The 13977-nt window shown below is 43.4% G+C and carries 10 protein-coding genes and 1 pseudogene; 6 read left to right on the plus strand and 5 right to left on the minus strand.

All coding sequences use genetic code 11. The annotated features are described in order from the left end of the window. Window positions 1–169: 169 nt before the first annotated feature. The 3 genes from H6G14_RS27295 to H6G14_RS27305 all read right to left on the minus strand — a co-directional run bounded on the left by H6G14_RS27295 (window position 170) and on the right by H6G14_RS27305 (window position 4673). Window positions 170–1393 carry a type II secretion system F family protein gene (locus tag H6G14_RS27295; protein ID WP_190571387.1) on the minus strand — a complete coding sequence of 408 codons (1224 nt, stop codon included), beginning with the start codon at window positions 1391–1393 and terminating at the stop codon, window positions 170–172. A gap of 101 nt (window positions 1394–1494) precedes the next feature. Beyond that, window positions 1495–2631, minus strand: a complete 1137-nt coding sequence (locus H6G14_RS27300; RefSeq protein ID WP_479684951.1) for a type IV pilus twitching motility protein PilT — start codon at window positions 2629–2631, stop codon at window positions 1495–1497. Window positions 2632–2660: 29 nt separating this feature from the next. Then, entirely contained in the window at window positions 2661–4673 is a 2013-nt protein-coding gene (locus tag H6G14_RS27305; protein ID WP_190571388.1) for a GspE/PulE family protein, read from the minus strand. 425 nt (window positions 4674–5098) lie between these two features. Between H6G14_RS27305 and grpE the strand changes: the two genes are divergently transcribed. The 6 genes from grpE to H6G14_RS27335 all read left to right on the plus strand — a co-directional run bounded on the left by grpE (window position 5099) and on the right by H6G14_RS27335 (window position 13156). Continuing rightward, a complete protein-coding gene (grpE, locus tag H6G14_RS27310) occupies window positions 5099–5845 on the plus strand; it encodes a nucleotide exchange factor GrpE (protein ID WP_190571389.1) in 747 nt (248 codons plus the stop codon). Window positions 5846–6192: 347 nt separating this feature from the next. Further along, entirely contained in the window at window positions 6193–8154 is a 1962-nt protein-coding gene (gene dnaK, locus H6G14_RS27315; protein WP_190571390.1) for a molecular chaperone DnaK, read from the plus strand. Window positions 8155–8809: 655 nt separating this feature from the next. Beyond that, window positions 8810–9940, plus strand: coding sequence for a molecular chaperone DnaJ (gene dnaJ, locus H6G14_RS27320; protein WP_190571391.1), 1131 nt, complete (start codon window positions 8810–8812; stop codon window positions 9938–9940). After that, window positions 9940–10197: a sulfurtransferase TusA family protein gene (locus H6G14_RS27325; protein ID WP_190571392.1), complete on the plus strand. Its 258-nt coding sequence runs from the start codon at window positions 9940–9942 to the stop codon at window positions 10195–10197. The genes dnaJ and H6G14_RS27325 overlap by 1 nt, the downstream gene beginning before the upstream one ends. After that, window positions 10194–11378: a small ribosomal subunit biogenesis GTPase RsgA gene (gene rsgA / locus H6G14_RS27330; protein WP_190571393.1), complete on the plus strand. Its 1185-nt coding sequence runs from the start codon at window positions 10194–10196 to the stop codon at window positions 11376–11378. Before H6G14_RS27325 ends, rsgA begins: the two co-directional genes overlap by 4 nt. Before the next feature lie 188 nt (window positions 11379–11566). Then, a complete protein-coding gene (locus tag H6G14_RS27335; protein WP_190571394.1) occupies window positions 11567–13156 on the plus strand; it encodes a glycoside hydrolase family 57 protein in 1590 nt (529 codons plus the stop codon). Between the two features lie 131 nt (window positions 13157–13287). On the opposite strand, the gene H6G14_RS27340 is transcribed toward H6G14_RS27335, so the two are convergent. Next, entirely contained in the window at window positions 13288–13515 is a 228-nt protein-coding gene (locus H6G14_RS27340; protein WP_011317267.1) for a photosystem II protein, Psb35-related, read from the minus strand. 93 nt (window positions 13516–13608) lie between these two features. Beyond that, window positions 13609–13857, minus strand: a pseudogene (locus H6G14_RS27345) (transposase); the annotation flags it as partial. Between the last annotated feature and the right edge of the window lie 120 nt (window positions 13858–13977).

Genomic DNA, 13977 nt, shown 5'->3' on the forward strand with positions numbered 1-13977 from the left:
AAAGACAGCCACCCATAAGGAGCAGGAGGGGTTTTTACTTACCTTCTCTACGAGAGGCTGCGCCAAGGGAAACAATGATTCTTTCCCCACAATTCCACTTGATTTTCAACCTCACTTCTTTTCATAGTAAATTCAAAATTCAAAAAATTAAATTTTCTTCATATCTCATCTATGCCAGTGTTTCAAATACTTTGAATAAGGGTAAATACATCGCTAATAGAATTGTTCCCACCATACCCCCTAGAACTAAAATCATAATCGGTTCTAAAACGCTGGTTAATGCTTTGACGGCTTGCTCAACTTCATCTTCATAAAAATCGGCAATTTTCATCAGCATTCCATCCAATTCTCCAGTTTCTTCACCGATGCTAATCATTTGAATTGCCATTGGTGGAAAAACCGCTTCTTTTTGGAGAGCAATACTAATCATCCCTCCTTGTTGAATTTCGGCTCGTGCCGCATCAATAGCATTAGCAACAACCTGATTTCCTGATGTATCTCGCACAATCTCTAAAGAAGTAAGAATAGGTACACCAGAACGAGTCAAAGAACCAAAAGTACGACTAAAACGAGCAACTGAAGACTTTTGAATCAAGTCACCAAACAAAGGCATCTTTAAAGAAAAGCGGTCAATGGTTTCCCTGCCAATACGAGTTTTATAATACTGCGAATAGGCAAATTTGAAGCCAACAATTCCCGCAACAATTACTAAAGACCACAAACTTCTTAAAACTTGGCTGCAAGTCATTAAGAATGCAGTTAATGGAGGTAATTCTGTACCTAATTCCACGAAAATCTTGGCAAAAATGGGGATAAGAAAAACAGTCATCCCCACAAAAATACCAGTTGCTAAAATACCAACTACCACAGGATAAGCTAGGGCTGACTTAATTTGGTTTTGTAATCGAGCCATATCTTCTAACAATTTGGCTAAACGATTCAAAACTTCATCTAAAACACCACCCACTTCTCCGGCTTGAATCATGCTCACATACAAACCATCAAAACAGCTAGGATGCTTACGCATAGCATCCGAAAGATTGACCCCACTTTGAACGTCATTGCTAATATCATTGAGGGCTTGTTTGAGTTTAGCATTGGTACACTGATCGCCTAATACTCCTAGTCCTCGAACAATTGCTACACCAGCATTTACCAATGTGGCAAGTTGTCTAGAGAATACTGCCTTTTCCTTCACTGTTACCTTGACGAAGGAATTCTGAAACTTTTGGAAATCAAAATCGGCAGCAAAGTTTTGCGACTGTTTCAGTTCTTGAACTACCAATCCCTGATCTCTAAGATTAGTACGAGCTTGTGCTAAAGATTCAGCAACAACTTTCTCTTTTCTAGTTTTTCCTTGCGTGTCTCGAACTTGGGCAATAAATGTTGGCATATATCAATTCAAAATACCCTATGGGAAGCTAAAGCTACAAAAGTCAAAAATCAAAAATAGTTATTATTTACTATTCATAAATAATAAATAATAACTATTTTTTAGTGTGCTTTGACGGCTCCAGGTTTAGCATTTGCCGGTGGAGCCGATGGGCCTATAAGGCGTTGAATTTCATCTGGTTTTGAAGTCTTAGACATTGCTGCTTCAAAGGAAATTGTGCCTGATTTATAAAAATCAGCCAAAACCTTTTCTAATGTTTGCATTCCTAATTTACCGCCAGTCTGGATGGCGGAATAAATTTGTGAAGTTTTACCTTCACGAATCAAGTTAGAAATAGCAGGAGTAATAACCATAATTTCTTGTGCCATGACCCGTCCATATTCACCGGGTTTGGGGTTTTTCTTCGGAACTAATGTTTGACTAAATACAGCTACTAAAGAGTTGGATAATTGTACTCGCACTTGAGTTTGTTTTTCGTGGGGGAAAACGTCGATAATCCGGTCAACAGTCTGGGAAGCAGAACTAGTGTGCAGCGTACCAAATACTAAGTGTCCTGTTTCTGCGGCAGAAATTGCCAAAGAAATCGTCTCCAAATCCCGCATTTCCCCTACCAAAACAATATCTGGATCTTCCCGTAAAGCTGCTTTTAAAGCGTTAGCAAAACTTTTGGTATCTTCACCTAATTGTCGTTGGTGAACTAAGCTTTTAATCGGTTCGTATACAAACTCAATTGGGTCTTCTACTGTGAGGATATGCTCTGCCTTCGTGCGGTTAATTAAGTCAATCATTGCCGCCAGAGTGGTTGTTTTACCGGAACCTGTCGGCCCTGTGACCAGAATTAGTCCTCTAGGTTTGTCGCACATTTCCCGCACAACATCGGGTAAACCCAACTTTTCAAAGTTGGGAATTTTGGAACTTAGCGCCCTTAAACAAGCAGCATAAGCACCACGCTCTTTATAAACATTGACCCGGAAGCGGGCTAAACCTTTGACACCATAGGAACAATCTAACTCCCAAGTCTGCTCTAAGGTTTTACGTTGGGTGTTATTGAGCATACTAAAAATCAGTCTTTGGCACTGGTCAGCAGTCAGCACCTCTTCGCCTATGGGTGTGAGTTTGCCACTGATGCGGAAATAGGGAGGTAAACCTGCGGATAAGTGCATATCCGAGCCACCCATTTCAATCATCTGCTCCATCAAGTCTTCAATCATCATTTCCATAGGGTCGTTTTGCTCCAATTCAAAATTCAAACAAATAAATGCAGTAACTAATCTTCAAAACGGGGTGTTAGACAGTAGGGACAATCTAGCCATTCTGGTTGTAATATGGCGCTGCAAGTCCGGCAGGTAAGACCAGTTTTGCGTTTAGCTTTTAATTCAGCTTCTAAACCTGTGTCTGTAAATGTCACCCGTTCCACTTCTTCTAGGGTGGTAGCACCTTGGCGAACGAGGTCTAAGCTATAAGCCAATAAGGTTTTCATTCCTTCTTCTACGGCTACTTCTTTGATGCGTTCTGTTGGTGCTTCTTCGTTGATTAAAGTTTGTAGGTTTTCTGTAACCCGCATCACTTCATAAACACCACAGCGTCCTTTGTAGCCGACACCGTTACAAGCTGGACAAAGCTGGTTTTTCGCTTTGGCTTCGGCGATCGCTTCTGCGGGGATGGTGTTAGCTTTATAGAAGGTGACAGACACTTCTTGAGAAGCCGTCATGCCATAACGAGCTAATTCCTCAGTGGTGGGAGTGTAAGCAATACGGCACTCACTACAAACACGGCGCACTAGACGTTGTGCCAATACCCCAATCAGAGAACTGGAAACCATGAATGGTTCAATACCCATTTCACCCAAACGAGCGATCGCACCAGGGGCATCGTTGGTGTGTAATGTAGTTAATACCAAGTGACCTGTTAAAGCAGCTTCAATCGCTGTTTTCGCTGTTTCTTTGTCTCTTGTTTCACCCACCAGCAACACATCAGGGTCTTGTCGCAAAAAAGCCCGTAATGCCGTCGCAAAATCTAGCCCTTTTTCTCTAATTACCTGTACTTGGGTAATTCCTGGCAAACTGTACTCAATCGGGTCTTCTACCGTACTGATATTAATACCTGGTGAGTTCTTCTCCGCCAGTGCTGAATATAAGGAAGTTGTTTTACCTGAACCAGTCGGCCCAGTCACCAAAATTAACCCAAAGGGCTTGCTCACCATATCTTGGACAATCTGCAATGTTTCTGGGTCAGTAATTAACTTATTCAGTCCCAGTTGCGTAGAAGAGTTATCCAAAATCCGCAGTACTACCTTTTCCCCATAGCGACTGGGTAAAGTATTCACCCGGAAGTCTACTTTACGTCCCTCAAACATCCGGCGGATGCGTCCATCTTGGGGTAAACGTCGCTCGGCAATATCCAAATTGGAGATAATTTTAAATCTAGCTGTAACAGCCGGAATAATTTTTTTCGGTAGGGGGTCAAAAGCCTCCCGCAGTACCCCATCCTTGCGGAAGCGAATCCGCAGGTTTTCTTCTTGGGGTTCGATGTGGATATCAGAAACCTTCTCATGCAAAGCCTTCGCCAAAATTCTATTGACGAGGTTGATGACTGGTGCGTCTTCTGCACCCTTCATTGCTGAACCTAAATCAGCCTCCATCTCTTCAGGAGCATCTTCTAGGTCGAGATTGCCAAGATTTTCTAAATCCTGATTAATATCTGTAAATTTTTCTTGTTCCAGGTGCTTTTGCCGCACAGCTAATTCATCCAAATATTGGTTAATTAGCTGTTGGTAATCCTCCTGGGTAATTACCATACGTTGTAATGTTAAACCTTGGGGGCGCAAGATGCGGTTTAGGTCATCCGACGCTTCCAAGTTATCCGGAGCAACCATCGCCACTAAAACATAAGGTGGCGTGTGTTCATCATTCTTAGATAGTGGTACTAAACGATGACGACGGCAGATATCAACTGGGATGAGGGTTTCAATTAAATTACCCACCATCGTGCTACCAATATTGTTGACCTCTGGATCGAGGTATTCAACACCGTATAGTATTTTTAGTTCAAATAATTGTTGTTTTTTGTACTGCCTGAGGTACTCAGGTGATAATTGTCGCCCAGTAATTGACTCCAAAACTTCTGTTAAGGGTCTACCAGACTTGCGACTTTCAATCAGCGCCTGTCTCATCTGTTCGGTATTAATGTAGCCAGACTGCACTAGCTTATTACCGAAAGGCGAAAACTCTGTTCTTGTAGTAAGAGCGGTACTGCGCCGTTGTGGTGACGAGTAAGTCATAGGTGAGCAATGAGTAGGGAAAACCTCTATTTAGAGTATTCCCAGCCAGAGGCTAAAAATTTTCATCTACACTTAGCAAATTCCCGCCAAAACTTTATGAAGAGATTGGGGACAAGAAGAAGCAGAGGAGCAGGGGAAGTAGGGGAAGCAAAGAAGAATTACTATTGACTGTTGACTATTGACAGCCCTGACACAAGAATATTTGATTTAGATGCGTATCACCTTAACTCCTCGTTCGGAATACCGCCCCTAGAATGTTGACGCTAACCTGTTCACCATTTGTAAAAATAAGATGATGTTACCCTCATCTCTAAAAGAAATTTCGGCCAAAAATTTAGTCTCAGCGTACAACCATCAATTGCCAGGGTTGTTCATTGTGGTGAAATACTGCCGTAAATCCTCTTTGGGGTGAGTAGACTTGGACAATGATCGACGAAAATAAACAGGTAAACCATACAAGCCAGCAATTGGGTGAATCAACAGAGGTAAAGCAAGCAATTATGAGTGAATCCCCAGCCCAAATTAACAATAACGAATCTACTAACGAAGTAACTGAGGCAGTGGCAATCCCCACCAATGTAGTGGGAGAAACTACAGCTACAGAAGATAATGGCTTTACAGCAACACAGATACAGGAAGCGAATACAGCTGCTTTGGCTGAATTGACTCAACAAATCAATTCTCTTAAAACACAGTTAGATGAACGCAGTACGCAATATATGCGAATTGCGGCAGATTTTGAAAATTACCGCAAGCGCACTCAAAAAGAAAAAGAAGAGTTGGACTTACAGGTAAAACGCAACACAATTTTGGAGTTGCTACCTATTGTCGATAATTTTGAGCGGGCGCGATCGCACCTGAAGCCACAAACTGAAAGTGAGATGACAATTCACAAAAGTTATCAAGGAGTATACAAACAGCTAGTAGATTCCCTGAAGCGCTTGGGTGTATCACCAATGCGTCCCGAAGGACAAGAGTTTGATCCCAACCTGCATGAAGCAGTAATGCGGGAACCTACGGATGAACATCCTGAAGGAACAGTGTTAGAAGAGTTAGTGCGCGGATATTACTTGGGCGATCGCGTGCTACGCCATTCTATGGTCAAGGTGGCTGCTCCAAAGGAAGATACGCTCCCTGCACAAGAAAATCAGTCGAGTCCAGCCGACAGTTAAGCTGTATCAGCTCGCCTCGCTGACCAATAGTGCTTAGGTCATAGAAGAGGCGAGCATTGTTAGGGATTGGGGATTGGGGACTGGGGATTGGGAACTGGGGACTGGGTAATAGTAAAACTTCTGCCTAATGCCTGCGGTTTGCCTTTAGCGACTACCTCCTATCTTCTTCAATTCTTAATTTTGAATTTTGCGGAAAGTTGCGGTGCGGGGGTTCCCCCTGTTGAGCAAACTTTCCAAGACGAATTTTGAATTTTGAATTGACTTAGCTTCCTAACATTAAAGTCAGCCTAAGTTCGTACCCAAAAAAATATAGTCCGCGCAAAAGCACTCAGTAAAAATATTTACGTATGGGAAAAGTTATTGGGATCGACTTAGGCACGACAAACAGTTGTGTTGCGGTTTTGGAAGGTGGTCAACCGATAGTGATCGCTAATTCTGAAGGCGGAAGAACCACACCAAGTATTGTGGGGTTTGGCAAAAGTGGCGATCGCTTGGTCGGTCAACTAGCAAAACGCCAAGCTGTAACTAATGCCGAAAATACAATTTTTAGTATTAAACGGTTTATCGGTCGTCGTTGGGAAGATACAGAAATAGAACGCGATCGCGTACCTTATAGTTGTGTCAAAGGTCGAGACGATACTGTTGATGTGCAGATTCGTGGACGAAATTACACGCCCCAAGAAATATCTGCTATGGTTCTGCAAAAACTCAAACAGGATGCGGAAAACTTTTTGGGTGAAGCGGTTACACAAGCAGTAATTACCGTACCTGCCTATTTTACTGATGCTCAAAGACAAGCCACTAAAGATGCTGGTACTATTGCCGGGCTGGAAGTCTTACGAATTATCAATGAACCAACGGCTGCGGCTTTAGCTTTTGGATTAGAGAAGCAAGATCAAGAGCAGCTAATTTTAGTTTTTGACTTGGGTGGTGGAACTTTTGACGTATCAATCCTCCAATTAGGAGACGGTGTATTTGAAGTCAAAGCCACAGGTGGTAATAATCAATTAGGCGGTGATGATTTTGACGGATGTGTCGTGTGTTGGATGATTGAACGCTTCCAACAACAAGAAAAAATCGACCTAGCCCAAGATAAGATGGCGCTGCAACGCTTACGAGAAGCAGCCGAGAAAGCCAAAATAGAACTCTCTAGCATGGCAAGTACCTCAATTAACTTGCCTTTTATTACGGCTGATGAAACTGGGCCCAAGCATCTAGAAATGGAACTTAGTCGTTCTAAGTTTGAAGAGTTGGTGGGGCAGTTAATTGAAGCTACCATCCAGCCAATGATTCAAGCCCTCAAAGATGCAGACCTGAAACCACAAGATATAGATAAGATTATTTTGGTGGGTGGTTCTACCCGTATTCCGGCGGTGCAGAATGCCTTAATCAAGTTTTTTAATGGTAAAGCCCCAGACCGTTCGGTTAATCCTGATGAAGCCGTAGCCCTGGGTGCAGCAATTCAAGCTGGGGTATTAGGTGGCGAAGTTGATAATCTCCTACTACTAGATGTCACGCCTTTATCTCTAGGGATTGAAACTTTAGGAGAAGTATTCACCAAAATCATTGAACGTAACACCACAATACCTACCAGCAAATCTCAAATATTTTCCACTGCTGTTGATGGTCAAACCTCGGTAGAAATCCACATCCTCCAAGGTGAACGGACAATGGCACGGGATAACAAGAGCTTAGGCAAATTTCTTTTGGCAGGTATTCCTCCAGCACCCCGTGGAGTCCCACAAATCGAAGTTTCCTTTGAAATTGATGTCAACGGCATTCTCAAAGTTGCTGCTCAAGATAAAGGCACAGGCAGAGAACAAAGTATTAGAATTACTAATACTGGTGGATTAAGTACCAATGAAGTGGAAAGAATGCGGCAAGAAGCAGAAGTTTTTGCCGAAGAAGATAGAAGACGTAAAGAACTGGTCGAATTAAAAAATCAAGCAGATAATTTGTTGATTATTTATGAATCTACTTTAAAAGATAATGGTGAGTTAATTGGTGAAGAAATCAAAGTTCTAGCCAATGAAAAAGTTGCCCAAATTCAGAGTGTAATGACTAATCCAGCCATTTCTCTCAAAGAGTTTCAACAATGTTTAGATGATTTCCAACAAACACTCTTTTCTATCGGTGCTAATGTTTACCAGCGAGCTAACACTCAAACTGATGATGAGGCAGAGGTAATTTCTGATGGTTCATCACCTTTAGATATAGAACACCCCATCAGTGGAACCTTAATACCACAATTCAACTTTGATTTTGATGATGAAAGTACAGCACAGGCTGATTATGAAGCGATAGATTAGTTATTGGGTGGCGGCGATTAAGTATCAGGTATCGAGAATTAAATATAGGAATATAATTTGATAATTGAAATAATCTAGGTATCTGTAGCCCACCTGATCAAGATTGTGGTGGGCAATGCCTACACAAACTTCAAGAATTAAGTATTAATCCTATAGTAAATACATTAAGCTAATACGCGCCTAAATTGCATAACTACTAATAAGGGCTGTTGACGGTTGACCGTTAACCGTCAGCAGTCAACCGTTAACAGCCTTCACGATGAATTATGCAACTTAAGAGCAGAATCGCTTATCCAGTCCCCAGTCCCTAATCCTTCGTCCCCAACATGGAGGGTTTTCCACACCTAATCGTGCGGCTAGCCCCTCTAGTTCACCAATGGGTTTCCTCGTAGTACGTAGCACAATTGTAAAAGAGACAGCCGACTTAGCGGTGAAAGCCCAAACTTATGGTTACTCTGCTCCCAGTTTCGGTTGCTTTTTGCGTTTTACGAGGAAAGTACCCATTACTTGACTTGTTAATGATTTTTGTTAAAGGTAAAAGGTAAAATCAGTTATTAACATAATTTAACTTTGCCTTCTATCTAGCCCCCGGCAAGTTGACCTTGTGGTGTCTACTGCCTATTGCTTTCTTCCTCCTAACCTTTACCTTTGCTATATGGCCCGCGACTATTATGAGATTCTAGGCGTTGCTCGTGACGCTGACAAAGAAGAAATCAAACAAGCCTACCGCCGTCTAGCCCGGAAATATCACCCTGATGTGAATAAAGAACCGGGAGCCGAAGAGCGTTTTAAGGAAATTAACCGTGCTTATGAAGTACTTTCTGAGCCGGAAACCCGCGCACGTTACGATCGCTTCGGCCCAGAAGGTGTTTCAGGTGCTGGTGTCGGCTTCCAAGATATGAGCGATATGGGTGGTTTCGCCGATATCTTTGAAAGTATTTTCAGTGGTTTTGCTGGTGGTGGTATGGGTGGCCCAACGCAGCAAAGAAGACGCGGCGGGCCAGCGCGGGGTGATGATTTACGGCTAGACCTAAAGTTAGACTTTCGAGAAGCGGTATTTGGTGGGGAAAAGGAAATTCGCATTTCCCATTTAGAAACCTGTGAAACCTGTAGCGGTTCAGGCGCAAAACCAGGAACCCGTCCCCGCACTTGTTCGACTTGTAGCGGTTCTGGTCAAGTCCGCCGCGTCACCAGAACCCCCTTTGGTAGCTTTACTCAAGTCTCCACTTGTCCTACCTGTAATGGTACAGGCATGGTAATTGAAGACAAATGTGATGCTTGTGATGGTAAGGGGACAAATCAAGTTACCAAAAAACTAAAAATTACCATTCCCGCAGGTGTGGACAATGGTACGCGCTTACGCATACAACAGGAAGGCGATGCGGGTCAACGTGGTGGCCCTCCAGGGGATTTGTATGTATACCTGTTCGTCAATGAAGACGAAGAATTTCAACGGGATGGCATTAATGTCATCTCGGAAATTAAAGTTAGCTACTTGCAAGCAATTTTAGGCTGTCGGCTGGAAGTGAACACCGTAGATGGGCCTGTGGAGTTGATTATTCCGGCAGGTACTCAACCAAATACGGTGATGAAACTAGAAAATCGGGGTGTACCTCGCTTGGGGAATCCTGTCAGTCGCGGCGATCATCTGTTAACGGTGTTAATTGATATCCCCACTAAAGTACTACCTGAGGAGAGAGAATTGCTAGAGAAGCTGGCTAAAATTAAGGGAGACCGTACCGGTAAAGGTGGTCTGGAAGGATTTTTGGGAAATTTGTTTAAGTAATGACGCTCTCTTCTGTTTCAACTCCTGATGCTCAACTTGACCTGCGTGGCACTCCTTGCCCGATTAATTTTGTGCGGACAAAACTCCGTTTGGAGAAAATGCCCCCAGGAGCATTATTGGAAGTCTGGTTAGATCCAGGGGAACCAATTGAGCAAGTCCCTGATAGCTTGACAATGGCAGGTTATCAGGTAGAACAAATTACAGATTGTAGTGGCTATTTTTCTTTACTAATCCGCCGTCCTGTAACTGCCCAATGAGAGTTTTCACCACTGGACAGTTATTAGGTACGGTTGTAGCCGTGCAAGCCAATTTTTACAAAGTACAGCTAGATGAAGGGTGTAAGGGTGTAGGGGTGCAGGGGTGTAGGGAAGAAATAGATAATGTCCAATCTCCAGTCCCCAATCCCCAGTCCCCCCTTCGGGGTTCGTCAGTCGCTTATGAGGGAAACCCCCAAGACCGCGCTGACTCACCAGTCCCCAGTCCCTTCCTCCTTTGTACTCGCAGAACCCGGTTGAAAAAAATCGGGCAACAGGTGATGGTGGGCGATCGCGTGGTCGTAGAGGAGCCAGATTGGGCAGGGGGACGGGGGGCGATCGCTGATGTTCTATCCCGGCAAACTCAGTTAGATAGGCCGCCAATCGCCAATGCTGACCAAATCCTGCTGGTTTTTGCTGTGGCTGACCCACCCCTCGAACCCTATCAACTTAGCCGATTTCTCGTGAAGGCGGAAACCACAGGTCTAGATGTAGTTTTATGCTTAAATAAAAGCGATCTAGTTTCACCAGAAATACAGCAACAAATTAGCGATCGCCTATTAGCTTGGGGTTATCAACCCTTATTTATTAGCGTCGAAAATCAGATAAATATTGACCAAATAGCCAAATACCTCAGCAATAAAATTACCGTAGTTGCTGGCCCTTCTGGTGTGGGTAAATCCAGCTTGATTAATGCTCTGATTCCCGACATTAACCTGCGCGTGGGTGAAGTTTCCGGTAAACTGGCTCGTGGTCGTCATACCACCCGCCATGTGGAATTATTTGAGTTACCCAACGGTGGTTTACTGGCAGATACGCCGGGATTTAATCAGCCTGATGTGGATTGTAGTCCAGAAGAATTAGTACATTATTTCCCAGAAGCCAGAGAACTTTTAGCGGTTGCTAGTTGTCGGTTTAACGACTGCTTACATCGAGACGAGCCAGATTGTGCTGTGCGTGGTGATTGGGAACGATATGAACATTATCTAGAGTTTTTAGGAGATGCGATCGCCCGGCAAACTCAGCTTTACCAACAAGCCGATCCCGAATCTACCTTGAAGCTCAAAACCAAAGGCAAAGGTCAAAGTCAGTACGAACCTAAACTAGAAAGTAAAAAATATCGCCGCACCTCCCGACGCACTCAAGTACAAGGCTTGCAAGATTTGTATCAAGAGGAAGAATAGGGACACTTAAGAAGGGGGCAGGGAGAATAACTTTAGCCAGCACTCATGACTCCCCACTCATCAGTCATCAGTCAACAGTCATCACTTTTATCAAGTCAGTCGGATACGATCCCCAGAAGGTCTTAAAATATTGTTAATTTCCCCCTTATCCCTCGACCTTCACTTTATAAGTATCACCCCAGAACACTATGGCTATCGGCTACGTCGCGCTCGTACTGCACGCACATCTACCCTTCGTTCGTCACCCAGAAAGTGACTACGTGCTAGAGGAAGAATGGCTCTATGAAGCCATCACCGAAACATACATTCCCCTATTGAAAGTATTTGAGGGCTTAAAGCGAGACGGTATCGACTTTAAAATTACTATGAGTATGACACCGCCTCTTGTGTCGATGCTCCGTGATCCTCTATTGCAAGAACGCTATGACGCACACTTAGCCCAACTCGAAGAACTGATAGAACTGGAAGCCGAACGTAATGCCCAAAATGGACACCTGCGTTACTTAGCTGAACACTACGCCACTGAGTTTAACGAAGCGCGTCAGATGTGGGAACGCTACAACGGTGATTTGGTAACAGCTTTTAAACAGTTTCAAGATTCTAACAACCTAGAAATTATCACTTGTGGTGCTACCCACGGCTATTTGCCACTGATGAAAATGTATCCCCAAGCGGTGTGGGCGCAAATTCAGGTGGCTTGTGAACACTATGAAGAAACTTTTGGTCGTCCAGCTAAAGGGATATGGTTGCCAGAATGCGCCTACTATGAAGGGTTGGAACGAATGTTGGCGGATGCTGGTTTACGTTACTTCCTCACTGATGGGCATGGTATTTTGTATGCTCGTCCTCGTCCTCGGTTCGGTACTTATGCACCAATTTTTACGGAAACTGGTGTTGCGGCTTTTGGTCGAGATCATGAATCTTCTCAGCAGGTATGGTCTTCTGAGGTTGGTTATCCAGGTGCGGCAGAATATCGAGAATTTTATAAAGATTTGGGTTGGGAAGCTGAGTATGAGTATATCAAGCCATACATCATGCCCAACGGTCAACGTAAAAATACAGGTATTAAGTATCACAAAATTACAGGGCGCGGTTTAGGTTTATCAGATAAAGCTCTATATGATCCTTACTGGGCAAGGGAAAAGGCGGCAGAACACGCAGCCAATTTCATGTATAACCGCGAACGTCAATCAGAGCATCTGTATGGAATTATGCAGCGTCCACCGATTATTGTTTCGCCCTACGATGCAGAATTGTTTGGTCATTGGTGGTATGAAGGGCCTTGGTTCATTGATTACCTGTTCCGCAAGTCTTGGTATGACCAAGGAACTTATGCGATGACTCATCTGGCAGACTATTTACGAAATGAACCGACACAACAAGTCTGCCGTCCTTCCCAATCAAGCTGGGGTTATAAGGGTTTCCATGAATATTGGTTAAATGAAACAAATGCTTGGATTTATCCACATTTGCACAAAGCGGCTGAACGTATGATCGAAATATCTACCCTAGAACCAGAAGATGAGTTGGGATGGAGGGCGCTTAACCAAGCAGCAAGAGAATTGCTATTGGCACAATCTTCTGACTGGGCATTTATTATGCGGACAGGAACAATGGTTCCTTATGCTGTGAGACGGACGCGATCGCACCTCATGCGTTTTAATAAGCTATACGAAGATGCCAAAGTCGGCAAGTTTGACAGTGGTTGGTTAGAAAAAGTCGAGGTAATGGATAACATTTTCCCCAATATTAATTATCGGGTTTACCGTCCTTTGTAAGGAGTGCTGAGTTGTGAGTGAATCAATTTCATTTCTTGGTTAGCCTCGGACTTCCTTTTTTGTCATGAAAAGCAAAACCCCCAATATCAACAATTGGGGGTTTTATTTGTATGGGTGTAAGCATTTTACTGCTATTGGGGCAGAGTCCGGCTGGTGTAAGCATCCATCGCATAAGCAGGAGCGCGGTCGCTGTAATCTATTTCCATACCAGTAATCGATTTAGCCAACTTCTCAAAAGACTCAGAACGCCAGTTGCGCTCATGGATGGGCTTTTTCTGTTCTCCCAAGAAGTAAGCAAGAGAACCTATAACCGAAGCTGCAACCCAACCTAAAAGTAATACTGCAAATAAGATAGCCATCACAAACCTCTTTCTTATATTTTTGTAACTTTATGTAAATAAATATAACTTTATCGCAACAAAATTTGCAATATATAGCAATAGCCAATAGTATTAGGACACAGAAGATTTGAGAACGGATTCCATTGCTGAGCGCAACTCAAAGAAGTTAGATAATAAATGACGAATACGACTTTTGAGCGAAGCCCAACACTTTTCAATCCGGTTGAGGTCTGGAGAATAAGGAGGCAAGTACAATAACTGACAACCAGCATCTTCAATCAATTGGGCAATACGTCCTCCATGATGAAACGTGGCGTTATCCAGAATAATCACTTGTCCTGGTTGGAGTACAGGAATTAAGCAAGTCTAGGACTTACGCATTGACAAAAAATTTCATTCATGTGTACTAAGCAACACAAGTATGGGTAAGATTTTCTACAATGTAATCACGCAAAACTAAAGTGAATAAGTTCCTTTGCA

Origin of the sequence: Nostoc parmelioides FACHB-3921 (assembly GCF_014696625.1) — a bacterium.
In the GTDB taxonomy this organism is placed as follows: Bacteria; Cyanobacteriota; Cyanobacteriia; order Cyanobacteriales; family Nostocaceae; genus Trichormus; species Trichormus parmelioides.

Coding starts and splice junctions, on each gene's coding strand:
- rsgA (WP_190571393.1), top strand. CDS start 10,194: ATGAGAGTTTTCACCACTGGACAGTTATTAGGTACGGTTGTAGCCGTG.
- dnaK (WP_190571390.1), top strand. CDS start 6,193: ATGGGAAAAGTTATTGGGATCGACTTAGGCACGACAAACAGTTGTGTT.
- H6G14_RS27295 (WP_190571387.1), bottom strand. CDS start 1,393: ATGCCAACATTTATTGCCCAAGTTCGAGACACGCAAGGAAAAACTAGA.
- H6G14_RS27340 (WP_011317267.1), bottom strand. CDS start 13,515: ATGGCTATCTTATTTGCAGTATTACTTTTAGGTTGGGTTGCAGCTTCG.
- H6G14_RS27325 (WP_190571392.1), top strand. CDS start 9,940: ATGACGCTCTCTTCTGTTTCAACTCCTGATGCTCAACTTGACCTGCGT.
- dnaJ (WP_190571391.1), top strand. CDS start 8,810: ATGGCCCGCGACTATTATGAGATTCTAGGCGTTGCTCGTGACGCTGAC.
- H6G14_RS27335 (WP_190571394.1), top strand. CDS start 11,567: ATGGCTATCGGCTACGTCGCGCTCGTACTGCACGCACATCTACCCTTC.
- grpE (WP_190571389.1), top strand. CDS start 5,099: ATGATCGACGAAAATAAACAGGTAAACCATACAAGCCAGCAATTGGGT.
- H6G14_RS27305 (WP_190571388.1), bottom strand. CDS start 4,673: ATGACTTACTCGTCACCACAACGGCGCAGTACCGCTCTTACTACAAGA.